The sequence below is a fragment of the Exiguobacterium sp. KKBO11 genome, from assembly GCF_001644945.1.
In the GTDB taxonomy this organism is placed as follows: Bacteria; Bacillota; Bacilli; order Exiguobacteriales; family Exiguobacteriaceae; genus Exiguobacterium_A; species Exiguobacterium_A abrahamii.
Window position 1 is genome coordinate 350,624 of the sequence record NZ_LUCU01000022.1, and the last position, 23,715, is coordinate 374,338.

At 48.7% G+C, this 23,715-nt stretch carries 23 protein-coding genes and 1 other annotated feature; of the genes, 11 read left to right on the plus strand and 12 right to left on the minus strand.

Features of this window, described 5'->3' with window-relative positions:
* Positions 1-1,242 carry a GTPase HflX gene (hflX, locus tag AYO36_RS08860; protein ID WP_034785946.1) on the minus strand — a complete coding sequence of 414 codons (1,242 nt, stop codon included), beginning with the start codon at positions 1,240-1,242 and terminating at the stop codon, positions 1-3.
* 138 nt (positions 1,243-1,380) lie between these two features.
* Between hflX and AYO36_RS08865 the strand changes: the two genes are divergently transcribed.
* Positions 1,381-2,352, plus strand: a complete 972-nt coding sequence (locus AYO36_RS08865) for a site-specific integrase (protein WP_064300207.1) — start codon at positions 1,381-1,383, stop codon at positions 2,350-2,352.
* Between the two features lie 108 nt (positions 2,353-2,460).
* Here the strand turns inward: AYO36_RS08865 and hfq are convergent, their stop codons facing one another.
* Both hfq and miaA read right to left on the minus strand, forming a co-directional pair.
* Positions 2,461-2,709 carry an RNA chaperone Hfq gene (hfq, locus tag AYO36_RS08870; RefSeq protein ID WP_023467753.1) on the minus strand — a complete coding sequence of 83 codons (249 nt, stop codon included), beginning with the start codon at positions 2,707-2,709 and terminating at the stop codon, positions 2,461-2,463.
* A 48-nt stretch (positions 2,710-2,757) separates the two neighbouring features.
* Positions 2,758-3,684 (minus strand): tRNA (adenosine(37)-N6)-dimethylallyltransferase MiaA, encoded by a 927-nt coding sequence (gene miaA / locus AYO36_RS08875; protein WP_029341237.1) that lies wholly within the window; start codon positions 3,682-3,684, stop codon positions 2,758-2,760.
* Positions 3,685-4,191: 507 nt separating this feature from the next.
* On the opposite strand from miaA, the gene AYO36_RS08880 reads away from it, so the two are divergent.
* Complete coding sequence (locus AYO36_RS08880; protein ID WP_029341236.1) at positions 4,192-4,719, plus strand: P-loop NTPase family protein; 528 nt, start codon at positions 4,192-4,194, stop codon at positions 4,717-4,719.
* A gap of 37 nt (positions 4,720-4,756) precedes the next feature.
* Here the strand turns inward: AYO36_RS08880 and AYO36_RS08885 are convergent, their stop codons facing one another.
* Together AYO36_RS08885 and AYO36_RS08890 are read right to left on the minus strand one after the other, a co-directional pair.
* Entirely contained in the window at positions 4,757-5,755 is a 999-nt protein-coding gene (locus AYO36_RS08885; protein ID WP_034785942.1) for an ABC transporter permease, read from the minus strand.
* The gene (locus tag AYO36_RS08890) at positions 5,748-6,668 is read right to left on the minus strand and encodes an ABC transporter ATP-binding protein (RefSeq protein ID WP_029341234.1); all 921 of its coding nucleotides are present in this window, start codon (positions 6,666-6,668) and stop codon (positions 5,748-5,750) included. The genes AYO36_RS08885 and AYO36_RS08890 overlap by 8 nt, the downstream gene beginning before the upstream one ends.
* A gap of 126 nt (positions 6,669-6,794) precedes the next feature.
* Between AYO36_RS08890 and AYO36_RS08895 the strand changes: the two genes are divergently transcribed.
* Positions 6,795-7,559 (plus strand): SGNH/GDSL hydrolase family protein, encoded by a 765-nt coding sequence (locus AYO36_RS08895; RefSeq protein ID WP_023467747.1) that lies wholly within the window; start codon positions 6,795-6,797, stop codon positions 7,557-7,559.
* Between the two features lie 38 nt (positions 7,560-7,597).
* On the opposite strand, the gene AYO36_RS08900 is transcribed toward AYO36_RS08895, so the two are convergent.
* Positions 7,598-7,948 carry a DoxX family protein gene (locus tag AYO36_RS08900; RefSeq protein WP_029341233.1) on the minus strand — a complete coding sequence of 117 codons (351 nt, stop codon included), beginning with the start codon at positions 7,946-7,948 and terminating at the stop codon, positions 7,598-7,600.
* Positions 7,949-8,155: 207 nt separating this feature from the next.
* Here AYO36_RS08900 and AYO36_RS08905 point away from each other — a divergent pair, with 207 nt between their 5' ends.
* Together AYO36_RS08905 and AYO36_RS08910 are read left to right on the plus strand one after the other, a co-directional pair.
* Complete coding sequence (locus AYO36_RS08905; RefSeq protein ID WP_023467745.1) at positions 8,156-9,286, plus strand: S1C family serine protease; 1,131 nt, start codon at positions 8,156-8,158, stop codon at positions 9,284-9,286.
* 77 nt (positions 9,287-9,363) lie between these two features.
* Positions 9,364-10,611, plus strand: coding sequence for a lysine N(6)-hydroxylase/L-ornithine N(5)-oxygenase family protein (locus AYO36_RS08910; RefSeq protein ID WP_064300208.1), 1,248 nt, complete (start codon positions 9,364-9,366; stop codon positions 10,609-10,611).
* A gap of 277 nt (positions 10,612-10,888) precedes the next feature.
* Here AYO36_RS08910 and AYO36_RS08915 read toward each other — a convergent pair whose 3' ends face one another.
* Both AYO36_RS08915 and AYO36_RS08920 read right to left on the minus strand, forming a co-directional pair.
* A complete protein-coding gene (locus AYO36_RS08915) occupies positions 10,889-11,749 on the minus strand; it encodes a DUF4003 family protein (RefSeq protein ID WP_064300209.1) in 861 nt (286 codons plus the stop codon).
* 124 nt (positions 11,750-11,873) lie between these two features.
* Positions 11,874-13,586, minus strand: a complete 1,713-nt coding sequence (locus AYO36_RS08920; protein WP_064300210.1) for an ABC transporter ATP-binding protein — start codon at positions 13,584-13,586, stop codon at positions 11,874-11,876.
* Positions 13,587-13,781: 195 nt separating this feature from the next.
* Between AYO36_RS08920 and AYO36_RS08925 the strand changes: the two genes are divergently transcribed.
* Positions 13,782-15,215, plus strand: a complete 1,434-nt coding sequence (locus AYO36_RS08925) for a C40 family peptidase (RefSeq protein ID WP_064300211.1) — start codon at positions 13,782-13,784, stop codon at positions 15,213-15,215.
* A gap of 89 nt (positions 15,216-15,304) precedes the next feature.
* A complete protein-coding gene (locus tag AYO36_RS08930) occupies positions 15,305-15,484 on the plus strand; it encodes a hypothetical protein (RefSeq protein ID WP_064300212.1) in 180 nt (59 codons plus the stop codon).
* A 29-nt stretch (positions 15,485-15,513) separates the two neighbouring features.
* On the opposite strand, the gene AYO36_RS08935 is transcribed toward AYO36_RS08930, so the two are convergent.
* Positions 15,514-16,704, minus strand: a complete 1,191-nt coding sequence (locus tag AYO36_RS08935) for a helix-turn-helix domain-containing protein (protein WP_064300213.1) — start codon at positions 16,702-16,704, stop codon at positions 15,514-15,516.
* A gap of 120 nt (positions 16,705-16,824) precedes the next feature.
* Here AYO36_RS08935 and AYO36_RS08940 point away from each other — a divergent pair, with 120 nt between their 5' ends.
* Positions 16,825-18,093: an MFS transporter gene (locus AYO36_RS08940; protein WP_064300214.1), complete on the plus strand. Its 1,269-nt coding sequence runs from the start codon at positions 16,825-16,827 to the stop codon at positions 18,091-18,093.
* Positions 18,094-18,112: 19 nt separating this feature from the next.
* Here the strand turns inward: AYO36_RS08940 and AYO36_RS08945 are convergent, their stop codons facing one another.
* Positions 18,113-19,123, minus strand: coding sequence for an LLM class flavin-dependent oxidoreductase (locus AYO36_RS08945; RefSeq protein WP_023467737.1), 1,011 nt, complete (start codon positions 19,121-19,123; stop codon positions 18,113-18,115).
* A gap of 163 nt (positions 19,124-19,286) precedes the next feature.
* Here AYO36_RS08945 and AYO36_RS08950 point away from each other — a divergent pair, with 163 nt between their 5' ends.
* The 3 genes from AYO36_RS08950 (at position 19,287) to AYO36_RS08960 (ending at position 21,151) form a co-directional block, all read left to right on the plus strand.
* Positions 19,287-19,772, plus strand: a complete 486-nt coding sequence (locus tag AYO36_RS08950; protein ID WP_023467736.1) for a pyridoxamine 5'-phosphate oxidase family protein — start codon at positions 19,287-19,289, stop codon at positions 19,770-19,772.
* Positions 19,773-19,889: 117 nt separating this feature from the next.
* Positions 19,890-20,858, plus strand: a complete 969-nt coding sequence (locus AYO36_RS08955) for a cation diffusion facilitator family transporter (protein ID WP_029341224.1) — start codon at positions 19,890-19,892, stop codon at positions 20,856-20,858.
* Positions 20,855-21,151, plus strand: coding sequence for an MGMT family protein (locus tag AYO36_RS08960; protein ID WP_064300215.1), 297 nt, complete (start codon positions 20,855-20,857; stop codon positions 21,149-21,151). The genes AYO36_RS08955 and AYO36_RS08960 overlap by 4 nt, the downstream gene beginning before the upstream one ends.
* Before the next feature lie 63 nt (positions 21,152-21,214).
* Here the strand turns inward: AYO36_RS08960 and AYO36_RS08965 are convergent, their stop codons facing one another.
* On the minus strand, positions 21,215-21,736 hold the full coding sequence (locus AYO36_RS08965) for a pyrophosphohydrolase domain-containing protein (protein WP_064300216.1): 522 nt from the start codon (positions 21,734-21,736) through the stop codon (positions 21,215-21,217).
* A gap of 61 nt (positions 21,737-21,797) precedes the next feature.
* Complete coding sequence (locus AYO36_RS08970; RefSeq protein WP_064300217.1) at positions 21,798-23,447, minus strand: aromatic amino acid hydroxylase; 1,650 nt, start codon at positions 23,445-23,447, stop codon at positions 21,798-21,800.
* Between the two features lie 60 nt (positions 23,448-23,507).
* Positions 23,508-23,712, minus strand: a binding site (T-box leader).
* Positions 23,713-23,715: the final 3 nt, after the last annotated feature.

Here is a 23,715-nt window from a genome sequence, read left to right on the forward strand (position 1 = left end):
TTACACCTCGTATTGTTTCAATGTCGCGTATAGACGCGTATCTTTACGCAAGTAACCTTTTAAGATGACAGAGCCATCTTCTTCGAACGATTCCTTCAAGTTCATCATGACTTCCTTCGCCGGATTGTAGTGGGCAAAGCCGTCAACCGGAATGCGAATCTCGAGATACTCGAGGATTTCGCTGATCGAACGTTCGATCTCTTCGATCAAGCGCTCGATATCTTGCGGATCAAGCGCAGAAATCAACAGCTTTCCACCGGTGAACAAGCGGTTCAGTTGATCCTTTTTGTTGTAGACTTCGAGCTGCGGAATGTCACCGGCACCGAGTTCATCGAGGACATCGTTCGTCGTCTGCATCTGATTCAAGTAATGCTCACTCGACGCATCAACAACGTGAAGGATCAAGTCTGCTTCCAACACTTCCTCGAGTGTCGAACGGAACGCCGCGATCAACTTCGTCGGGAGATCTTGAATGAAACCGACCGTATCCGTCAGGAGGATTTGACCACCTTCCGGCAAATCAACTTGACGTGTCAACGGATCGAGCGTCGCGAACAACTCATCCTTCTCGTATGTGTCGGCCTGTGTCAACCGGTTGAAGATCGTTGATTTGCCGGCATTCGTATAACCGACGAGCGCGATTTGGAATGTCTGGTTCTCTTTGCGACGTTCCCGGTAACGGGCACGGTGGGCGACGGATGTCTCGAGTTGTTTCGAGATCTCATCAACCCGACGCCGGATATGACGGCGGTCCGTCTCGAGTTTCGATTCACCTGGTCCACGCGTCCCGATTCCGCCACCAAGACGTGACAGTTGTGTTCCCTGCCCGGCAAGACGTGGTAAGAGATAACTCATCTGTGCCAGTTCGACCTGCAATTTCCCTTCGCGTGACTGGGCACGTCCAGCGAAGATATCGAGGATCAACTGTGTCCGGTCGATCAATTTGATCGCTTCCGGGTCCGACAAGGCGATCCGGATATTCTTCATCTGACCGGGCGTGACCTCGGCATTGAATATGATTAAATCAGGTTCAAGTTCGTCTGCTAAGGCAACGAGTTCTTCAACCTTTCCTTTTCCGATGAACGTACGGCGATCAATCGCTTGTCGTTTTTGATCCAGACGACCGACGACGACACCATGCGCAGTCGTTACGAGTGCTTCAAGCTCCGCGACCGATTCTTCATAGACATGGTCCGGGACACCGGGGAGCTGGCAACCAACGACGATAACGCGTTCTGACATAATATCATTCCTTTCACGAGTAAAGACGTACTGCGCCCCTTATCATACCACAGGCACCGGTTCGTCTGAACTTTTTTGGACAGGAAACATCCGTTCGGTTTATGATGGAAGAAAGATTACGATAAGGGGAGGAAAACCATGGCACGCGAACAGTCGTATACGCTTCCAGAGTTCATTGAACGCTATTTGTTTTATCTAACGACAAGTGGACGGCAACTTTCGACCGTCCGCCGCTATCGGTATGATTTAATCGAAGTCCATCGTTACATGACGGATGTCGACCAGCCGCTCGAGACGATCGATGATTTCAAGGCGATTTCAATCGAGACATGGAAGACGTTCATCAATGAGTACTTGATCGAAGAGAAACTCTACCAGCAAGCGACGGTTGCCCGAATCGTCACCGTCATCAATCAAGTCAATTACCAGATCCGGCAAACGAAGGCGAAGCTGATCGAATACGCACAACCGACGCACGAATTGACGGCAAAACACGTCGCTTCCTTCAAAGAATACGAACAGTTGGTCCGGACGAATCAATCCGATCGCGGCTTGACGGAACATCAATTGAAGGCACGTCCGTATTTGATCGATCGAAACGAATTGATTCTTCGTCTGTTTTATCTTTACGGCTTACGTGTTCATCACATCATTGGTTTGAAGATGCACGACCTCAATTTCGCCCAGCAAGAGATGACCGTTCATGACCGACTCGGCAACCGTTACCTGCTTCACCTCGAGCGGGAGGATCAAGATATCATGTTGCGATACTTGAAGACGATCCCGGAGCCGGTCCGCCCCCGTTATAACAGTACCGATCCCTTTTTCGTCGCCTTCGACTTCGCTCGGATGACATTCCGCTGGGTCTACAGCAAAAATGCACCGAAGCAATTGTCGATCGTCATGATTACGAAGATGATGCGTCAGCTGAATGAACGGTCGGATAATAAACGGATCTTGACGCCGTCGATGTTACGCAACAGTTTTATCCTGAAAACATATCAGGACGAGATGACGAAGGAAGAACGCCTACAGAAGACATGCCTCTATAAGGATGTCTCGCTCCGACGTTATGAAGAAGCAGTCGAGGAACTGACACCATTACTGTAACGACACGTTTACGATGGAGTGAAGCAACTGTCATTTTTCGCTTCACTTACGAAGCGCCACACCTGAATGAAACCTAAAAAAAAGACGACCCCCCGGTCGTCTTTTTGCTTAGCGAGAGACTTCTTGTGTCTCTTCTTGCTCATATAACGTCACGTTGCGCGCTGGTGCGAACGTCGAGATCGCGTGTTTGTAGATCAATTGCTGTTTGCCTTCCGACTCCAAGATGACTGTGAAGTTATCGAATGACTTGATCAGCCCCCGTAATTGATACCCACTGATTAAGAAAACCGTTGTCGGGACTGCATCTTTCCGTAATTGATTTAAAAAGACGTCCTGAATGTTGTATGTCGCTTTCATGATTCCCCGTGCCCCCTCTTTTTATCTGTTTCTGTCTTCGGGCAACTCTTATTTAACCGCTTTCAGAAACTCTACAGTTCTATCATAGATAATTTTGAACGTTTCTTCAAATGAAAACTTTCCCATATCCACCCAAACGCCATCAAATTGGTGCCGGAACCACGTCAATTGACGTTTAGCGAAGCGTCGCGTGTTCCGTTTCAGCATGTCGACGGCAGGATCGAGTGGTGCCCCGTCAAGGACCGGTAACATCTCTTTATAACCAATCGCTTGCAACGCCTTCGTTTGTCGGTACCCGGCAGCGTCAAGACGCGCCACTTCTTCAAGAAGCCCACTTTCGACCATCATATCTACCCGCTGATCGATTCGATCATACAAGCGATCCCGGTCTTCCATGTGTAGGACGAACAGTAGACTCTCGTAAAGTGCAGGCTTACTACCGGTCGTTTGTGTCTGACCCGTCCGCGCGACCTCAATCGCCCGCACGACCCGCTGAATGTTATTCGGATGAATCGCTTCGGCACGCACCGGATCAAGTTCCTTCAACTGATCATGTAGCGCATTCGCTCCATGTGTCGCTGCATACGCTTCGAGTTCAGCCCTTAAGGCTGGATCTTCTGCCTGCTCGGTGAACTGATAATCATATAAAATCGAACGGATATAAAGCCCTGTTCCACCAACGATGATCGGTAACTTCCCCCGACTTGCGATCTCATCGATCGTCGCTCGGGCAACCGTCTGGAAACGCGCTACACTCATCTCATCATCCGGTGTAACGAGATCAAGCAGATGATGCGGCACCCCTTCCATCTCTTCGGTCGTCACTTTTGCCGATCCGATATCCATCCCTTGATAGACTTGGACAGAGTCTCCAGATAAGACTTCTCCGTTTAATCGTTTGGCTAGTTCAATGCCCGTCTTCGTTTTTCCGACTGCCGTCGGTCCGACGATGACGATGACTGGTTGTTTCTTCATTTTTCTTCACCCATTCTCTATCTTTTCATTCTGATTCGAGTGTACCACAGCCACTTACTCGGATTAAAAAAATCAACAAAAAAACCGCCCTCCTTGGACGGTTCACGTTTGCTCGTCTTATACGCGACGGATGAAATCGTCATAGATGGCACTAAAGATGCACCACCCACAAATGACGACGCCTGTCAGCATGATGCCCCAATCTGCCATGGTCGTTCCTCCTCTAGTCATCGTTATTCTCTCTTTTGACGGTTTGAACGGTTTGTAAACCCTTTCGAGCAGGTTTGACACCAATTCTTGGAATCAGTATGATAAAAGTACGATTGGTACGTAGCGCGGAGGCTGACCTGCATCGGCTTCCTATTTAGAGGCACTGCCTCTCGATTCCATGTCTTATGCTTGCATAAGGCGACATAGGGAGAATTCGTTCTTCCAAGCGACAGGTCCGGCATCAAGCCCGGGCCTGTTCTGCGTGCCGATACATTATTTCGAAAGGAGCCGATTGTCGTGCGTATTCAAATCATTGGTGGATCAGGTACCGGAAAAAGTACACTGGGCGCCTTCATCGGGCAAGCTGAACAGATTCCCTGGATTGATACCGACCATTATCTTTGGAAAGATACGACGTTCACTGAAAAGCGAGACGTCTCCGAGCGATTTTCCATGTATGAAGCAGATCTTATGTCTTACAACGATTACATCGTCTCCGGTTCTGTCTTCGCCTGGCATCCGGACGGTTTCATCAATAGGGACTTGCTTGTCTTCCTGTCGCTCGACGAATCGGTTCGGATGGAACGTCTCATCGCACGCGAAGCAGCACGATACCCAGATTTTACAGGCTCCAATGAATTCCTTGACTGGTGCCGGACGTATCACACGGCGACGGACCCATCGATGATCGGTACGTTCGCAGAACACCAGTATCAAATGGACCGGTCAATTTCCCCGATTCTCATAGTAGATGCTTCGTTATCGACACAACTTCAGTATCAAAAAATAATCGAGACATACGATCGTTTGTCGCTTCATCCATGAAAAAACGGGTCCCCCTCTATAGGTGGACCCGTTCGTCTTAATACATATCTTTTTGTGTGAAGTTCCAGAACGCAACGACTAGTGCCGCGACCGTCCAACAACCGAGGACGGCAAGGGAGAACGGAAGCGTCATCCCCTCGATCGGTGGCGCTTGTCCATCGAGGTAATTGATCAGTCCGAAGTTGACGTTGACGAGATATTTCGAGCTCGTCCAACTTGAACCGAGCGTCGTCAGTAACGTACCGGAAATCAAAACTGCCATCATGATCCCGATCCCTGTCGCTGTATTTTTGACGAGAACAGAGACCATCAAGGCGATCGTTCCGACGACAGCTGTGACGATCCATGCTAGACCGACGGCCATCAAGAGGTACTCCCACATCGGTAACGTATGCACGAACTCCGTCGAGAACGTACCGCTCGGTGAAGCTTGGAAACCGGTCAAGATCGGTGCGGTCCAGCCGTCATAGCCGAGGACGATCCCGGATATCGCGTAACAGACGGCGACGGTCAATGCCATCAGCATCGACGTATAGAGCAACACCGTCAACCATTTCGCCATCAGGATCTTCCAGCGCCGGACTGGTCGCGACAGTAGCGTCTTGATTGTTCCGTCATTTTGCTCCCCACTGACGATATCCGCCATGATGACGATGATGAACAGCGGTAAGATCAGCGTCAATCCTTGCGAGAAGAAGATCCGGATGAACGTCGGGGCTCCCGGATAGTTCGGGTTGATGTCATTGTCGAGATAGTATTGATTTTGTTTTAGGTCAAACTCAAGGAACTGACGGAACTCATCTTGAATACTGCTGGAAGCAAGACGGTTCTGCGTGTCGACGATGTCTTGTTGTAACTCAACCCGCCAATCGAGCGTTCCCTGCTTTTTGATTTGTTCTTGGATGTCTCGGTACTGTGCGTACGTAAACATCGAGACAAGGACGATCAAAATGATCGCAACGACAGCAAAACGACGTTTTGAAGCGATTTTCGTCACTTCATTTCGAACGAGACCGATCATGTTCGGATTACGCAATGTGATCGCCTCCCGTTAACGTGATGAACAGATCTTCGAGCGTTTGGACTTTCCGTTCAATCGTCCAGACTTCGACACCTGCTTCGAGCAACTGTTTGTTGAGCGCTGGTGTCTTGCTTGCATCCATCAAAGTATGAACCGTATTCGCATCGACGACTTCGGACACTTGGACTTGATCCGATGCTGATAAAATCTCATTTGCCTTAAAGGCATCATCGACACGCCAGTCAACGCCTGGTGCGAGCGACTCGACCAGTTCCTTGACCGTTCCGACTTGAACGATTTTGCCATAACTCATGATCGCAACTCGATCGGCAAGCATTTCGATCTCAGCCAAGATATGACTCGAGACGAGGACCGACAGTCCCGTTTCCTCGACGAGCCGGCGGATGAATTGACGTAAATCCCGAATCCCCATCGGATCGAGACCATTCGTCGGTTCGTCGAGAATCAAGACGCTTGGTCGTCCGAGTAATGCTTGTGCGATTCCGAGACGCTGCCGCATCCCGAGCGAGTATGTCCGGACTTGATCATCAACACGCGCCGTCAAATCGACGAGATCGATGACTTCCTGAATCCGGGCATCATCGACATTCGGTAACATCCGGGCAAAGACTTGTAGATTTTCGCGACCCGTCAAATACTTATACAACTCTGGATTTTCAACGATCGAGCCAATCCGCTCCATCGCTTGGACGAACTGTTTGCGGACGTCGAAGTCACAGACCGTGATTTTACCGGACGTCGGTTTGATCAAGCCGACAAGCATCCGAATCGTCGTCGTTTTTCCTGCCCCGTTCGGTCCAAGGAAGCCAAAGACTTCACCTGGTTGGATCTCAAACGAGATATTATCAATGATCGTCTTTTTTCCGATCACCTTTGTTACACCTTCTAATTTCACTGTTGGTTTCACGTCTCTCACCTCTTATTGTCTATTCTAGCGGAATAATGAATCATTTGACTTGTCAGAACACTTCATTTCCGCACATTCTTTCAACTTTTGCTACAATCAGGTTAGAACCTAGAAGGAGGAACGTTCATGAAGCGATTACGCTGGCCCCTGTTTTTAACCGTCTCACTCGTTTTGACGGCAATCTTTGGATACGGCTTCGTCAGTGCCTATAGTGACGTCGTCAACCCACCAAAACGTGCCGTCCTGACACCTACGAAGGAAGAGCCTGTCAAAAAAGGCGGGACGTACGTCGCGCTTGGTGATTCCTTGACACGTGGTGTCGGAGCATCAAACGGCAATAGTTACGCCGCGATCGTCGGACGCGATCTTGTCAAAGATAACACTGTCGAGCGCTTCCAGAATCTTGCCGTCAGTGGTGCCCGGACGGAAGATTTACTGAAACAACTAGAACAAAAAGAAGTCTTACGTTCAATCAAACAAGCAAAAGTCATCTCGGTGACGATTGGCGGAAATGACTTATTCAACCGTGGTGAAGGCGTCGCGAACTTCAATGCGAAGAAGACAGCCGAAACCGTCACGACGGCACAAGCGAACTTGAAAAAGACGTTCAGTATCCTACGAGAACAAAATCCGGATGCTGTCATTTTCTACGTCGGGCTCTATAATCCTTTCCGTGCAACGGAAAACGGTGAAGCATTCGATGCCATCGTACAAGATTGGAATGCAAAATCACGGACGCTCGGTATCGAGTACGATGTCGAAATTATCGACACATTCAATCTCGTGCGTGACGTCAAACGTGATTTATCGAGTGACCAATTCCACCCGAACGATTCTACCTACGAAGAGATTGCAAAAGCTTCCTTACTTGCTGTCAACAAACGTTTCTAACAATAAAAGCCGCCATTTAGGCGGCTTTTTGTTCCGATTCATTTCAGACGTTTCGCAAGAGAGACGAGCCCCCATTGGAGCGGCAACCGTGTCCAAAGCAACCAAGACGGAAGACGTTTCCCATTAATCGGCTTTGGATTGACTGCCATGTTGACGTTTGCGGGTAAGACAGCATATAAGAAGGCAGGAAGAGTCTTACGAACGAGGTGAACCCCTTTTCCTGTCAACAACATGACACCGTAAGCGATTTCGATGACCCCTGTCACTTGGACGAAGAAGCGCTTGAACGGAATGAACGACGGCATGATGCTGACGAACCCTTTTTCATTGCGGAAATGACCAACTCCCGCAAACAGTAATCCTGCTCCATAGACTAGACGCAATAGCATTATGTTCCACACTCTCTTTCTGTTAATGAAATATATGTTCGAGACAGCTTCAGTGTATCGAAATGACCTGATTATCTCAACTTTTAGAAATTGTCGTCGAATTATGGGGAATGATGAGTCATTTCGGAATGTCTCCCGTAATCAGAGAAGAGGTTGCTTCATTTGCTATGATGAAGTCAGAAATCATACAGAGAGGAATGATGACTTATGGCTGGAAAAACGAAAGCACTTTTACCTGGATTGACTGGAGGCATCATCGGCGCGGTCTTGACGGCTACGGTTGCCTTTCCGATCCTACTCGATCAAGAACAACAAGTCGCTGATACACCACTATCAAATGGTATGCCAAAACAAGTCTCAACGACGACGAATGATCCGGTGACGAACGCAGTCGCTACGGCTCAAAAATCCGTCGTGACCGTAACGAACTATCAAGCGGGCAACTCGATGTCCCAACAAGAAGCAGCGGCTGGTTCAGGGTCCGGTGTCATCTATAAGAAAGAGGACGGCAAAGCATACATCATTACGAACCATCACGTCGTCGACGGGGCATCAAAACTCGATGTAACGTTGAATGACGGCAAGACACTCTCAGCCAAGTTGCTTGGTAGCGACGAAACCTATGACTTAGCTGTGCTTGAAGTGGACGCAAGCGATGTTCCGGGTGTCATCACACTTGGGAAATCAGCGGACTTAAAAGCCGGACAAACGGTCCTCGCAATCGGTAACCCGCTTGGTGAGTTCCAAAACTCCGTCACACGCGGAATCGTCAGTTCGAAAGACCGGACCGTACCGGTCGATACGAACAGTGACGGACAAGACGACTTCAATACGACGGTCATTCAAACGGATGCTGCCATTAACCCCGGGAACTCGGGTGGTGCCTTGATCAATGAACAAGGACAACTCGTCGGAATCAACTCGATGAAAATCGCTGAGTCTGGTGTCGAAGGTGTCGGCTTCAGTATCCCGATCGATGATGCATTACCAATCCTCAAACAGCTTGAAACAAACGGTAAAGTCGAGCATCCGACGCTCGGTGTATCCTTACAAGACGTTGCGGCGTTCCCTGCCGGTTATCTTAAAGATCAGGTCAAACTACCAGACAGTCAAAAAACAGGTGTCGTCGTCATGTCAGTCGAACCGAACAGTCCAGCTGCTGCGGCTAAACTGAAAACAGGTGATGTCATCACGAAAATCAATGATTCCGAAATCAAAGCATTCGTTGACATCAAAACGGCACTGATTAAATCAGATGGACCGCTCTCCTTGACGATCATCCGTGATGGGAAAACGATGACGGTCGAAACCAAAACAACGACGACCGACCAGCTGTAAAGCTTCAGCCTGACGTTTCGTCCGCCTTCCTTTTCGGGTATTGTTTTAGAACAATATCGAATTGGGAGGCTTTTTCTATGTATGACTTAATCGGCATTGGCATTGGTCCGATGAATTTAGGATTGAGCGCACTTGCGCATCCGACAGATTTAAAGACGTTATTTTTTGACGAAAGCGAACAATTTTCCTGGCATCCCGGCATGATGATCCAGGACTCGATGATGCAGACGAGCTTCATCTCCGATCTCGTCACACTCGCCGATCCGACAAGTTCGTTTTCCTATCTCAATTACTTACGATCGATTCACCGTCTCCACACGTTTTACTTCTATGAAAAACTTCTGATTTCAAGACAAGGTTACAACGATTACTTACGTTGGGTCGCAACACAGCTTGAAGATCTCCACTTTTCGACGCGTGTCATCGACGTGCAAGACACCGGTGATAGTTTTGAAGTCCTCGTCGAAGATGTCTCGACCGGTAAACGCGAAACGTTCGAAGCACGAAACGTCGTCATCGGCACTGGTTCAAAACCTGCCATCCCGGATACGTTTGATGAACGCGTCATCCACAATACGCAATATGTCATGAATAAGGCAGATTTACTTCAGCGCAACAAAATCAGCATCGTCGGCTCTGGTCAAAGTGCCGCCGAGATTTTCCTTGATCTCTTGACGACGCCTGCTCCAGAGCGTCCTGAACTCGAATGGATCGCGCGTTCGACACTGTTTGAGACACTTGAGACCGGCAAACTCGGAGAAGAAATTTTTTCACCGAGCTACGTCACGTACTTCAACCAGCTTCCACTCGAAGTACGACAAGAATCGGTTAAGAAGTTCGCCCGCTCTCAGAACGGTATCAGTCCGGAGACACTTCAATCAATCTATGCCCATCTCTATGATTTGACGGAAGAGGAACAACGACAGGTCGCGATCCGCGCGAATCTCGAAGTAAAAGAGATTACGTACGATGAGCGGTTCACGATTGCGATGCAACATCAAGAACTTGAGGATGAACGTATGTCCGTAACAGATGCCGTCATCGCGGCAACTGGTTTTTCGCCATCCCTTCCGAGCTTCATCGACCGACTTGATATCGTGTTCGAAGCACCGAATGCCTGGAAAGTCGATGCCGACTACCAAATCGTGCGTTCGGTCGAGACAGCCCATCATCTTTACGCAACTGCTAATTTAGAGCTGTCACACGGTCCGGCTGCGGATAATCTCGGGATGTCCGTCTCGCGGAACCAGTTGATCTTGAACGCTGTCGCCGGTACGGAACTGTATCCGGTCGAACGACATGCGACGTTTACGACGTTCGATTAAATTAAAGGATGACACTTTAAAAGAACTGACTCAAAAAAAAGAATGACGCGTCTTTTCACGCCCTTTCCTCAGGCGAGACACATGCCAGTTTTCCTGCTTCATTTAGCAGGAAAACTGGTCTTATTTGTCTCTGACAGCGCAAGAATGCGCTTTTTCCTGTAGGAGTGGCGTGTGACGTGTCATTCTTTTTTTACAAGATAAGGGTGGCAGATCATCATTCTGCCACCCTTATCTTGCGGAGATCGACTTTTGAGTCAGCCTCTTTGTCTATTTCATTTCAAGGCTTTTTCGTCAACTCTAGTGCAGCCAGCAATAGCAACGTGGCTTGAACTCGTGTCACACCTGTTTTAGCGAGCAACAAATGAAAGGCAATCAACCAGTTGACTTCGTCTGAAAATCGATTCCGTGCCCGCTCCCGGTCGACGATTCGGGTCACATAAATCCAGTCGACACGTTCCATTGTAGGCAGTAACGCAAGAATCGGCATTAAACGATCCCAGATGATGATTTCTCTCCGCTCTAACAGTTCCCGCCACGCAATGATTCGTTCCTGTTGCGCTGAAGGATCTGGATGCGCCGCTAAGATTTGCGCCGTAATGACACGTTCACTCGTCCGTTCCATATATTGCGCGAGCCATTCTTCCGATGTATCGACACGCTCTAAAAATTCCTCTGGTAATGGCTGCTGTTCAAGCAAGGTCGATGTCACGACGTACTGTTTCGCGGCATTCAAATGAGGTCGTGTCGCATGTAATCGTTCCATATAAGGGAACGCATCAATTCCTTGTCGACGGTTCAGCACTTCGTTGAGTGCAAAAAATGGGCGAACTCCTTTATCACGAATCAAGCGATGTTTAATCTTCTTTTCCGCAACGATGATTTCTTCGATGAGAACATCGGGATCCGTGCTATTTAATTGAACATGGGCAACGAGCAACGGTGTATAGCGGCTCCGAAGTGCTGAAAAACGCGACGTCTTATGTTTGATCGTCCGCATCAGCCGTTCGTAGACAGTTTGTTCAAAAACGGTATCATGAATCGTGTAGGACAGCGCAAAAAAACGATGGAAATCATGTGACGATTCCTCCCGCAAGACGGGATAACTCTCATCATAGTTCTCACAGAATTGACCGTACATCCTTCCACCTCGCCTTCTTTTCTATAAATCGTTTTCCCTAAAATTGGCTTGTACAACCTTATTTTTAGACGAACAAAAAAAGGCGACAGAACATGTCCGTCGCCTCTCATTCTTTCAATTCGATTCAAACTCGTTGTCTCTCTAACAGACGGGAGAAGTAACCACCTTGATCCATTAGTTCATCATGCGAGCCTTCTTCGACGATGCCGTCCTTCGTGACGACGAAAATCTTATCGGCATTTCGAATCGTTGCTAAACGGTGGGCGATAACGAGCGTCATCCGGTTCTCAGACAGCTCGGCAAGCGATTCTTGAATCAGTGCTTCCGTTTCCGTATCAAGCGCAGACGTCGCTTCATCAAGAATCAGAATCGGTGGGTTCTTCAGGAACATCCGCGCAATCGCGAGTCGTTGCTTTTGTCCACCCGACAATTTGAGTCCCCGTTCGCCGATTTGTGTCGCGTAGCCATCAGGTAGATCCGCGATCATCGGGCCGAGATGGGCACGTTCTGCCGCTTGTACGATGTCTTCTTGCGTCGCATTCAGATCACCGTAGGCGATGTTTTCAGCGATCGTCCCTGAGAACAAAAAGACATCTTGCTGGACGATCCCGATTTGTTGTCGCAGAGACTCCTTCGTCATCTGCCGGATATCGATTCCGTCAATCGTGATTGCGCCATCTAGAACATCGTAAAAACGTGGAATCAACGAACAGATCGTCGTCTTCCCTGCCCCTGATGTTCCGACGAACGCGACGGTCTGTCCCGGATCGACCGTCAAATTGATATTCTCTAGAATGAGACGATCGGCTTCATAACCGAACGCGACATCCTTGAATGTGATACCACCGTTCAACCGATCAACGACGAGTGCGTCTGGCGCATCCGGAATCGATGCATCCTCATCAATCATCGAGAGGAAGCGTTTGAAGCCAGCCATCCCTTTTGGATACATCTCAAGTAATGCCGTAATCTTATCAATCGGCTTCAGCAAGATGTTCATATAAAGAATGAATCCAACGAGCTCTCCGGCCGTTAAAGTGCCACGATACGTCAAGTACGCACCGACGACTAAGACGGCGAGCGTCATCAAACGGGTCGTCAAGTAAATGCCAGATAGACTCTTACTCATGACTTTGTAAGCATTGATTTTCGACTGCCGGAACGTCGCGTTGTCTTTTTCAAAACGCTCGATTTCGTAAGCTTCGTTCGTGAATGACTGAACGACACGGACACCAGAGACACTGTCCTCGACGCGTGAATTAACTTCCGCGATGTTACCATACATCCGGTCCCACGATTTATTCATCCGGACGTTCGCATAGCTGATCAACCAGATTAGGAATGGTACAGCGATGATCGTCACGAGCGCGAGTGGCACGTTGATCGTCAACATGATCGAGAATGCACCCAGCAATGTCATGACGGCAATGAAGGCATCTTCCGGACCGTGATGGGCAAGTTCCCCGATATCAAACAAATCATTCGTGATCCGACTCATGATATGCCCCGTCTTCGTATTGTCGAAGAAACGGAACGACTGTTTCTGCACATGGCTGAACAGTTGACGACGCATATCGGTCTCGATATTGATCCCGAGCTTATGTCCAAAATAGTTGACGACGAATTGCATCAACGTACTGATGATGTAGAGCGCTAATAATCCGACGCTGACGAGGATGATCCAGTTCATCTCACCGTTTGGCAACAAGGAGTCGATGAACCACTGGACAGCGAGTGGAAAAGCAAGTTCTAAAACCCCGACGAATAAAGCAGATATGAAATCGAGCCAGAATAATCGTTTGTGCGGGATATAATACTGATAAAAACGGCGTAACATGTGTAACCTCCTTCCGAGTACTTCTAGTGTACTTGAACTTTTTTGAAAATACTCATTCTACCTATTCGTTTTTTTGAAAAACGGTATTACAGTTTTCCAGACAAAAATTATATTTTTAAATCAGGGGAATCAGCGCTTTTTATGACAAAATGGTAACAACGATTTTTACCTATCTATTGGAAGGAGCTATGTCACGTGAAAAAGACTGTTCTCGCCCTCACGACGCTCGCTTTGATCGGTACCACGGTTCCGGTTTCAGCCGCGTCAACGACACTGACTTTGACGGATAACGTCAACATTCGCACGGCTGCCTCGACTTCCGCGAAGGTCATCACGACGCTCAAAAAAGGTACGAAGCTGACAGCTGTCAAGAAAGTCAACAGCTGGTATGAAATCCGCTATCAGTCCAAACCAGCCTTCATCACTTCAGCATATGTCAAAGCGACGACGGAAAAGGCTCCAACAACTACGACTTACATAACGAATACCGATGCCGTCAACATTCGCCAAAAAGCAACGACGAGTTCGAAATCACTCGGAAAACTAGCAAAGAATACAATCTTATCTGTTAAGAAAAAAACAGGAGATTGGTACCAAATCACTTATAAAAAACAAACGGCTTACGTCCATGCGACGTTAGTCAGCAAAAAGACGTCGAACGTCACGACGGATTCAAAACCACCCGCAACGACTCCCGTCAAAAAAGTCGTTAAAGCGGTTGATCGATCGAAAGTCTACACGGTCAATGCGAAGGAAGGCTTGAACGCACGGACTGCTGCAGCGACGAACGCAAAAATCTACAAGACATTACCGCATCAGACGGTGCTCGATGTCACAGGTGCCGTTGATTCGTGGTACCAAGTCAAGCTTGACGGAAAAGAAGCATATGTCGCTTCGACCTATGTCAAAGCTTCAACAAAAGCATCACCACCAACAACACCGACGACTCCCGGAGTCTCTTTGACGCCAGTTGATGCTTCGAAGACGTATCGCGTCAATGCCCCAACCGGTCTGAATGTCCGTACGTTGCCTTCGACGTCGTCTAAAGTCTTCACACAAGTCGGACACGGTTCGACAGTCAATGTCACAGGTGAAACGACAGGTAAAGATAGCGGCTGGTACCAGATCAAGATCGGAACGGGTCTCTACTATGTCGCGAAGAGTTACATCACGACGGGATCCGTCACGACGACGCCTCCGGTCACTCCGACGACACCTCCTGTGACGACCGTTCCTGGTTCAACATTGATGGAACGTGCGATCTCGATTGGTCAACAATATCTCGGTACACCATACGTCTGGGGATCAAGCAGCCCCGTTAATGGTGGATTCGACTGTTCTGGATTCGTTAACTATACCTTGAATGCCGCTGGCTATGCAGTCGGACGAACGAACGTCAACGGCTACTGGAACGATGATCGGTACCTCGGAGCGAAGTTATCAAAATTACGTCAACCGAAGCGTGGCGATATCATCTTCTTCGAAAACACATATGCTGCTGGTCCGACGCATATCGGGATCATGCTGAACAACGATCAGTTCATCCATGCCAACACACCGGCACTCGGCATCAGCCGTGTATCGGAACGCTACTGGACACAAAAACTATTAGGCTTTAAATCACTTTAAACTTTCCTCATCCATCCCTCTGGGGTGGATGTTTTTTTGTCTTATCACTTCACTTTGGGATATACTGGATATGGAAAGGATGTGTCTGCATGTCTTACAAATCACTTTATGTCCGGCTTCTCTTTCTTGCCTTATTGATTTTTGGTGGCTCGATGCTCTTGCATTACATCCAGACGGGAGATGTCTATATCGGACACTTGATCGTTTCCGTCCTTGCATGCGTCTTGTTGATCTTCAGAAGAACGACATCCTCACACGAACAGGCATGAAGCGAACTCGCTTCATGCCTGTTTTTTCGTCATTGAACATTAACCAACGCTTGTATCTCTCGCTCAAGATCGCCTTTGAGGCGTTCACTTTGAAGGTCATCCTTCAATCGAATGACATCCTCCAGCCGTTCTTGACCAATTCCTCGTTGCATCGCTAGTACGAGCGTCTGTAACATCATCGCTTGGTCGAATCCACTCGCAGCAAGCCACGCATCTTGCATCTCCCATATCTTATCGACGCTCTGCTGAAGCGTCTGATTCGGTAATTCGATGCCATTGACAAGGAGATGGACTTCAAGTTGTCCGATGTAATGCTTCGCGTCATCGATCGCTACAGTGACGAGTTTTTCCCACGCCATCTGCATGCCGTCCGTATCGTTTTCAAAAATCGCGATGAGTCCTTTCGTCAAATCGACTTCGATTCGTCCGACGGCAGTCGTTTCACTAAATGCAAAAAACTGCTCCAATCGATCAAACTCTTGCTGTGATTTTTCGATTTCCCCTTCTAGATATAAAAACAGTCCGAGAAAACGTTGAAACGAAATGACATGATAATAGACATCTTGCTCCCGCATATACTGAACCCCTTCACGCAATAAAGCGATCGCTTCTGTGTAGTGATCATCGAACAAACTTGCTCGAAGTGCACGCAAGATTTGGAAATTTAAATAGGTTTTCGGTGCAAGTGGAATCTCGCGTGGTACATCCATTGCTTCGATCAGCTCGTATGCTTCCTTTGTCCGTTTGAGATTGAATAAAAAATAGACTTTCGAGATCTGAACGAGCAACTGCTCATCTTGACGACCGAGCTGTCGAAAAATCCGCTCTGCTTTCTCATAATATATCAAACCAAGCTCCGGGTCAGACGCTCGGAGGGCATCGCCGTATTTATGATAGACCTGCCCTTGCCAATAGGAAGTCGTTTCCGGAACCAAGTAAGGTTCTAGAAGTTCCTGAATTTTTTCGTCTGAAAAATATGGGGTATGCCGCGAACGGATTGTTTCGATGAGTTCCCGCATCTGAACATCTCGCGGATCGAGCATTAATTCTTCGACTGTCACCTGTAATCGCCTAGCAATCGCCTGTAATGCGGGCACAGACGGTGTCGCTTTCCCGTTCTCGACCATACTGAGCATTGACTTCGTGATGATGCCGGTCGCAACATCCGTTTGCGTCATTTTTTTCTGTTTTCGGATCTGTTTGATACGTTCCCCTAACACACTGGTCACTCCTTTTATCATAAAAGTTAAATTATATTGAACTTTATCTTTACATTTTTCTTCCACTCCTTTATTCTACACTAAAGTTCAATAATATTTAACTCTGAAGGAGTGAACAGGATGTCATTTAATTTAAAGCGTGTCTTATTCGGAAAGTTTTGTTCATTATTCGCAGCTAGTCTCTTTACGTTCGTCGCCGGACTGACCGTCTTACGGGAAACGTCGTCTGGTTTTCAGTTTGCGCTCGTCCTGCTTGCAGGATCAGTGCCACGGATTTTGCTCTCACCGGTTGCTGGTGTCCTCGCTGATTGTTGGAACCGGAAACAAATCATCGTCATGACCGAAAGCTTAAGTGCACTCGTCTTGTTTGGACTTTTGCTCTATTCGTTACAAGCCCCTCTACATACCGTTCATTACATCATCGCTAGTGTCCTTTTGACGAGCCTGTCGACGTTCCTGTCCGTTACCTTATCAAGCTCGTTACCGCGACTCGTAGAAGAAGAGGAGTTACAACGCGGAAACGCGCTCTTCTCGACGATTCAATCGACCTCAACGATCACTGCTCCACTCGTTGCGGGATTGCTCATCGCCACTGTCTCCATCACGCAATTCTTGATCTTACCGTTTCTCTTGTTTGCCTCTGCTGCCTGGTGGAATAGCCGCCTCCGCTTTCTTGCAGTGGATACCTCTCCTCCGGCTACTACCGATACTCCGTCTTTCGTCTCGGAGTTTAAAGAGGGCTACCGCTATCTGTTCCGTCAACCAGTATTGACGACACTCGTCCTGATGGCGATCGTCCTGAACTTCTTTTTTGTCGCTTTCGAAATCTTGTTACCGATCATTTTGCTCGATCGACTACAATTCACACCATTTCGGTTTGGAGTGGTCGAGTCCGCACTAGGTGCCGGTCTTCTTGTCGCTTCGTTGCTTCTTGCCTTACCTCGCTTTACGGTGAAACGTCCGTTACGAACGATATTCGAGTCGCTCTTTTTAATCGCCTCTTGTTACGCACTTCCTGCACTTGCTCTACTCGGCTATGTTCCATCTGCTCTACTACTACCTTTTTTCATGATTCTATTGTTCATCGACGGCATGCTCGTCTTACGGATGAACATTCCACTACAGCTCATCGTTCAAAAACAAACCGATCCGACTTACCTCGGACGTGTCATCGGTGTTCTGGAATCGGTCGCAATGGCGATGATGCCGATTGGTACCCTATTGTTTGGTTTACTCAGTGATCATGTGTCTATCATCGTGCTACTTGGAGTCGGTACAGTCGGCTTATTCGGTGCGGCATCATTCGGATTCCTCCGACTTCGTAAAGACATCTTGTCCGAGAGCATTCCTGTAGCAGACGTAAAAAACACGTCCTCCCTCACTTCGTGAGAAAGGACGTGCGAATCGGTCAGACCGTCGCTTTGACGGCATCCATGATTAATTTTAATGATTGTTGTTTTGCTTCCTTGTCTGCGATCATCGAAGCGATCATCACTTCGTCTGTGCCGTAGGAATCGGCGAGCTCTTGCAATTGTTTTGCAACGGATTCCGGATTACCGACGATCATCCGCTTCCGGTTTTCAGCAATCCGGAATTGGTCTTGGAACGTATACGGATACGCCGCTGCCTCTTCCGGAGTTGGCGTTCCTGTCGACGAGACCCCTTTTTCCAGTAAGAGTAGTGACAGATCCAGACTTGAAGCTAACCGTTCTGCTTCTTCTGTCGTTTCAGCACACGTAACGAAGATCGAGACGAGCGTTTGTGGTGTCTCATTGAATGACGTCGCCATGAAGTTATGACGGTAGTAATCCATCACTTCTTGTCCACCTTGTCCATTGATGAAGTGAGCAAAGGCAAATCCGAATCCGCGTTGTGCGGCGTTCAAGGCACTACCCCCACTTGATCCAAGTAACCAGCCCTCTGGTGTCGTATCGACTTCTGGTGTTGCGACGAGTCCCGCGAACCGGTGTCCGGCAGGCGCCCCGTCTTTCAAGTAATCGACGAGATCATCGAGTTGTTCGCCGTAATCGGCTCCACCAAAACGTGGCGACGATCCTTCTTGCAACGCACGTGTCGCAAGCGGCATACCGCCCGGTGCCCGACCGAGTCCAAGGTCGATCCGGTTTGGTGCAAGCCCTTCAAGGACACGGAAGTTCTCTGCGACTTTATAGGCACTGTAATGCGGCAGCATGACACCGCCTGAACCGAGGCGAATCTGTTTCGTCACTGCCGCCATGTAAGCAATCAGGACTTCCGGGCTTGAACCAGCCAGTGTTTTGGCGAAGTGGTGTTCGGATACCCACAGGCGATGATAGCCGAGTTCGTCCGCGATTTTCGCGAGCTCGACCGTTTCGTGTAAGGCATCAGATGGGGATTGTCCTTTAGAGACCGGGGATTGGTCTAAAATACTAAGTTTCATGTATGTCTCTCCTTTTTCTTTCGAATACGTACCTACACTGTACGCCTCCTCGTTGTACCGTGCAACGAAACTGCTTCTTTCCATCATGGGGACGTTTTCATTTTGAGATTCAGGGAACAATGCCTAAGTGAGCATAAAAATCTAACGAATGAGGTGGAGTTACATGTCAACACATACTACGAATCAAGAAGCAGTCGAAACGGTCAAGAAACTGATTGATAAAATCGAAACAGCGATGCTGACGACGATTTCAGCAGAAGGACTCGTATCGCGTCCGATGCAAACACAGGATATCGAATTTGATGGCGACCTCTGGTTCCTCACTTCAAAAGAAACAGACAAATATCAAGAACTACTTAAGAATCCGAGCGTCAATGTCGCATATGTTGACAAATCATATGTCTCGATCCGCGGGACAGCGGAACTCGTTGAAGACATCGAACGGAAGAAAGAGCTCTGGAGCCCACGCTATGAAGCCTATCTCGGAACGACATATGAAGATCCGAAAGTCGTCTTGATTAAAGTCAACACTGAAGCTGCTGAATACTGGGAAACGGGAAACACGACGAAGTCCGTCAAACAAGTATTGAAGAAAGTCGTCGGCAAAGACGATGAGAACGAAATCAATAAAACAGTCGACTTGTCTTGACCAGTTAAACCCGCGCATCTTGCGCGGGTTTTTTCGTGTGAAGATAGTCGTTTTTCTCAAAATGATGTAACATAATAAAGTGAACTAATACGTAACTTAACTAAAAGGAGTACAATCATGGGAGAATTTTTTACATTATTACGCCGGGGAAACCGGTCGGCGCTGACGGCAGGCATCGTTAACTCCGTCATCGCTATCATCAAGGCAATTGCCTACGTCCTGACGGGAAATGTCGCGATGTTCGCGGAGATGATGCATACGCTCGGGGACGCTGCCAACCAATTTTTCGTCTTCATCGGTTCTGCCCTCAGTAAAAAGGCACCAACGAAACGATTCCCGAACGGCTTCGGTCGTCTCGTCAATCTCGTGTTGCTCGGCGCCATCCTCTTCGTCGGCATCATGGCGTACGAAACGATTCATGAAGGGATCGCCCACATCATCGAACCGACGGAATCAACTGGCTTTTGGATCACGTTGTCTGTCTTGTTCGTCGGTGTCGTCTTAGAGAGTGGCGTATTTGTTAAAGCGATGCAAGAGATCGCACACGATGCGAAGTTAGACTCGAAAGGACCACGCTTGATTCTTGACAGCTTCCGCTCACTCAAACAAGCAAAACCAGCCACACGCCTTGTGTTTCTAGAAGATTTGGTCGCAACGGCCGGTGGCGTCGTCGCGATGATCGCCGTCATTATCTCGCATGTGACACCGTTCCATCAGGCAGAAGGAATTGCTTCGATCCTTATCGGACTGATGATGTTTTACGTCGTCGGGAATGTCTTCCTACAAAACGCAGCTGGTGCACTGGGTGAAGCCGATGAGACGATGGCAGCACGTCTCGGTGGACTAATCATGAAGGACCCTGACGTCAAAGACATCAGTAAACTCGAAGTCATTAAGGAAGGCGATCATTTCCACGTCGAAGTCGAGATTGAAGTCGACCCGACGTTGACGATCGCACAAGCGGACGATATCAAGGACCGTCTCGAGCTCCAGATTCGCCTGCAACAAGGCATCATCGATGTGACGATCGGCTTTGATGAAGACGATAAGATTCAACAGTATGTCGTTGCTACGGACGAAACATGACACCATTCACGCAAGATGTCCTGACTATCATTCGTTCGATCCCTGCTGGTCGAGTCATGACTTACGGGCAAGTCGCTCGACTCGCCGGTCATCCGCGTAGCGCACGACAAGTAGCGCGGATTCTTCACAGCATGAGTAAGACGGAACGTCTACCGTGGCACCGCGTGCTTGCTGCTGGCGGAAAACTATCGCTTGAAGGCGATGAACAGCGACTGGCGCTTGAAGCAGAAGATGTCGAATTCCTCACCGCCCGTCAACTCGATTTATCGCGTTATCAAGTCAAAAGTGAATAGATACAACAAGAGAGGGATGACCGGTTCGCAGACCAGTCATCCCTCTCTTTTTATCGTCATGAATCACGCTTTCGACGTACTCGAAGCTACAGCGATTTGCCGACGTACTTCTGCTTCCAGTTGTGGTTCCGGTGGTTGCCAGCCTTCCGGTTTCATGACCTTTTGGTCCGATTCCCGGAAGATTGGTTTTCCGTCCGGTCCAAGCTTCGCCATGTTCGCACGCTGGACGATCTCGAACAATGGAGCCGGATCAAGCCCGATCTCAACGAAGCTTCCCATGATGAAGTAGAGGGCGTCCGTCAAGGCATCCCCTTGTCCGACGAGCCGTTCGACATCTGTTTCGGGTTGTTTCATCTGGAGCGATTTTTCAACCGCTGTATCAAGTCCTGACTTGAAACGTTCGATCGCTTCAAGAAATTCTGCTTCACTCGTCGCCGATTGATGCAGGAACTCAACGACTGCTTCTTCCGCCGTCCAGGTCGAGCGTTTGATTCCACGATCGACCGTCATAGGTGTTGGCGTCGTTGCGCCAGGGTGTGAAAATACACGGTGAAATTCCTTTACGTCTTGATAATAATTTGTCATAACCGATCATCCCCTTTTACCGAATGTCTCCATTCTAACAGGTTCAGAACCGGAGTTCGACTCATTGATGAACGACGTCGAGTAAGGCCATCCCACGCGTGATCAATTCATCTCGCTGCTCAGATGTCGCTTTTAAGCGCTCGAGATCTGCAATCAGACGTGGTTGATCGACTTCATCCGCTAACTCGAGTAATTCAAGACGGAGTAACCAAGCGTCCGGTAACTGGACGAGTGTCTGATCGATCAGTTGCGGTAACCGTTCTCGTCCGGCACGACCTTCGCGAATCTCGCGGACGACTTCGAAGATCGGATCAGCCGCTGTCAACGGACGTTCGATTCGTTCGAACTCGACCGTTTCCGGAATCGGCTTCAGTGCTTCAACTTCCGTTCCCGGGAATGCTGACGTAATGTCACCGACGATCAATTCCATCCGGTCCATCGTCATCGTTTTCCCGTCGTTTGCAAGCGTCGCTGCTTCTAAGACGACGAGCGCCCGATTTCCATTGACGTTTTGAATCGCTGTGATGTCTCCTGTGACATGAACATTTCCTTCCGCCCAGTCGAGACGTTCACCGACTTTGACTTGCATCAATACTTCGTTCAATTCCTTGCCGTGAAGGAGTGTAAAGCCTTCCGGATGATCTGCAAGTCCTTGACCTGTCAACACTTCACCGTTCGCAGCAAGCGCTGTCGGGCCTGTTAGTTTGACGAGATGTAGCGAATCGTGGATCTCTTGCGTTTCAGGAACACCGACGAGCGAGAGACCACTGTCGAAGACGAGCGTCGATAGGTTACCCGATTCGACCGCTTTCGTCAGTCCGTGAATACCACCGCGGATGTAAGACATCGACTGTGCGAATTCTTCAAGTGCATCGCGAAGCTGTTCGAACGATTCACAAACGAAGAGTTCTTTTTGCATGCTCGTCACGTCATGTTTCGTCGCAAGTGCTTTCTCAAGCGAGAATGGATGTTTAACGACCGCGTCCGTTAAGCAGTGACGGCTTTCACCGACTGATGATAGAAGACCTGCACCGTAGATTTGTGGATTGTCGATATCACCAATCAGACCGAATTCAACCGTCCACCAGAACAGACGTGAGATTTCGTTCGCTTCCGAAATCCCTTTGACGTGTGTCCGTGTCTCCGCGAGCTCAATTTCAGCTTGTTCGATATCGGCTGGCGTCGAGAATGGGCTCTCTTTGACGATCGTCAATTTCTTTAGTGCCTTGAACACGTCATGCTCGGCTTTATGGTTAAAGGCATGTGCCCCGATCTCACCGAAGCGACGAACGAATTCCGCGTAAACCGGATTCATCAAGATTGGTGCGTGCCCCGCTGCTTCATGCAAGATATCTGGCGCTGGTGTGTAAAGAATGTTATCGACCTTCCGGATGTCGGTCGCGATCGGCAAGAGTCCGTGCCCTTGGAAATCGAAGAAGGCGACGCCAGGAATGAGACCATCAACAGCGACTGTTCCCCAGCCTCCACGGCTTAGGTTCGCTGTCATTTCACGCACGTTTGGAATCCGTTCCGGGCTGATGCCCGATTCAGCAAGCCCTTCGAGGTATGCCGGGTGTGCTGTATCTTGTAACGTATTTAGATTCAGTCGCATGACGTATCTCCAAACGGCATGATCCGTTGGCGTGTAGTCTTCGTAGTGCTGTGGTGCGACGTGTGGACGTAAGTGACTTGGAATGATTGGTGTAGACATATGAGTTCCCCCTTGAATGAATGTGAGATAACAAAAAAGCCCCTGCCGAACGTATCGTTCGACAGGGGCGACGAAAGCCGCGGTACCACCCTGATTACCCAGTCATTGACTGAGTCACTCATGATCGGGATAACGGTTTGCTCCGCTCGCTTACGCAAGAAGCTCAGAAACTGTAATTCAACACCATCTGTGTACACGTTCGCAGCGCCACGTGCTCTCTGAAACAGGGAGATGGTCTTTACTTCGGTTTCATCATCGCTTAATCTTT

Bases quoted from the DNA above. Each gene is read 5' to 3' on its own strand.
- AYO36_RS08895 (WP_023467747.1), top strand. From the start codon at position 6,795: ATGAAGCGATTACGCTGGCCCCTGTTTTTAACCGTCTCACTCGTTTTG.
- AYO36_RS08950 (WP_023467736.1), top strand. From the start codon at position 19,287: ATGTCAACACATACTACGAATCAAGAAGCAGTCGAAACGGTCAAGAAA.
- AYO36_RS08910 (WP_064300208.1), top strand. From the start codon at position 9,364: ATGTATGACTTAATCGGCATTGGCATTGGTCCGATGAATTTAGGATTG.
- AYO36_RS08965 (WP_064300216.1), bottom strand. From the start codon at position 21,736: ATGACAAATTATTATCAAGACGTAAAGGAATTTCACCGTGTATTTTCA.
- AYO36_RS08905 (WP_023467745.1), top strand. From the start codon at position 8,156: ATGGCTGGAAAAACGAAAGCACTTTTACCTGGATTGACTGGAGGCATC.
- AYO36_RS08865 (WP_064300207.1), top strand. From the start codon at position 1,381: ATGGCACGCGAACAGTCGTATACGCTTCCAGAGTTCATTGAACGCTAT.
- AYO36_RS08900 (WP_029341233.1), bottom strand. From the start codon at position 7,948: ATGCTATTGCGTCTAGTCTATGGAGCAGGATTACTGTTTGCGGGAGTT.
- miaA (WP_029341237.1), bottom strand. From the start codon at position 3,684: ATGAAGAAACAACCAGTCATCGTCATCGTCGGACCGACGGCAGTCGGA.
- AYO36_RS08960 (WP_064300215.1), top strand. From the start codon at position 20,855: ATGACACCATTCACGCAAGATGTCCTGACTATCATTCGTTCGATCCCT.
- AYO36_RS08945 (WP_023467737.1), bottom strand. From the start codon at position 19,123: ATGAAACTTAGTATTTTAGACCAATCCCCGGTCTCTAAAGGACAATCC.
- AYO36_RS08915 (WP_064300209.1), bottom strand. From the start codon at position 11,749: ATGTACGGTCAATTCTGTGAGAACTATGATGAGAGTTATCCCGTCTTG.
- AYO36_RS08930 (WP_064300212.1), top strand. From the start codon at position 15,305: ATGTCTTACAAATCACTTTATGTCCGGCTTCTCTTTCTTGCCTTATTG.
- AYO36_RS08940 (WP_064300214.1), top strand. From the start codon at position 16,825: ATGTCATTTAATTTAAAGCGTGTCTTATTCGGAAAGTTTTGTTCATTA.
- hfq (WP_023467753.1), bottom strand. From the start codon at position 2,709: ATGAAAGCGACATACAACATTCAGGACGTCTTTTTAAATCAATTACGG.
- AYO36_RS08920 (WP_064300210.1), bottom strand. From the start codon at position 13,586: ATGTTACGCCGTTTTTATCAGTATTATATCCCGCACAAACGATTATTC.
- AYO36_RS08955 (WP_029341224.1), top strand. From the start codon at position 19,890: ATGGGAGAATTTTTTACATTATTACGCCGGGGAAACCGGTCGGCGCTG.
- hflX (WP_034785946.1), bottom strand. From the start codon at position 1,242: ATGTCAGAACGCGTTATCGTCGTTGGTTGCCAGCTCCCCGGTGTCCCG.
- AYO36_RS08970 (WP_064300217.1), bottom strand. From the start codon at position 23,447: ATGTCTACACCAATCATTCCAAGTCACTTACGTCCACACGTCGCACCA.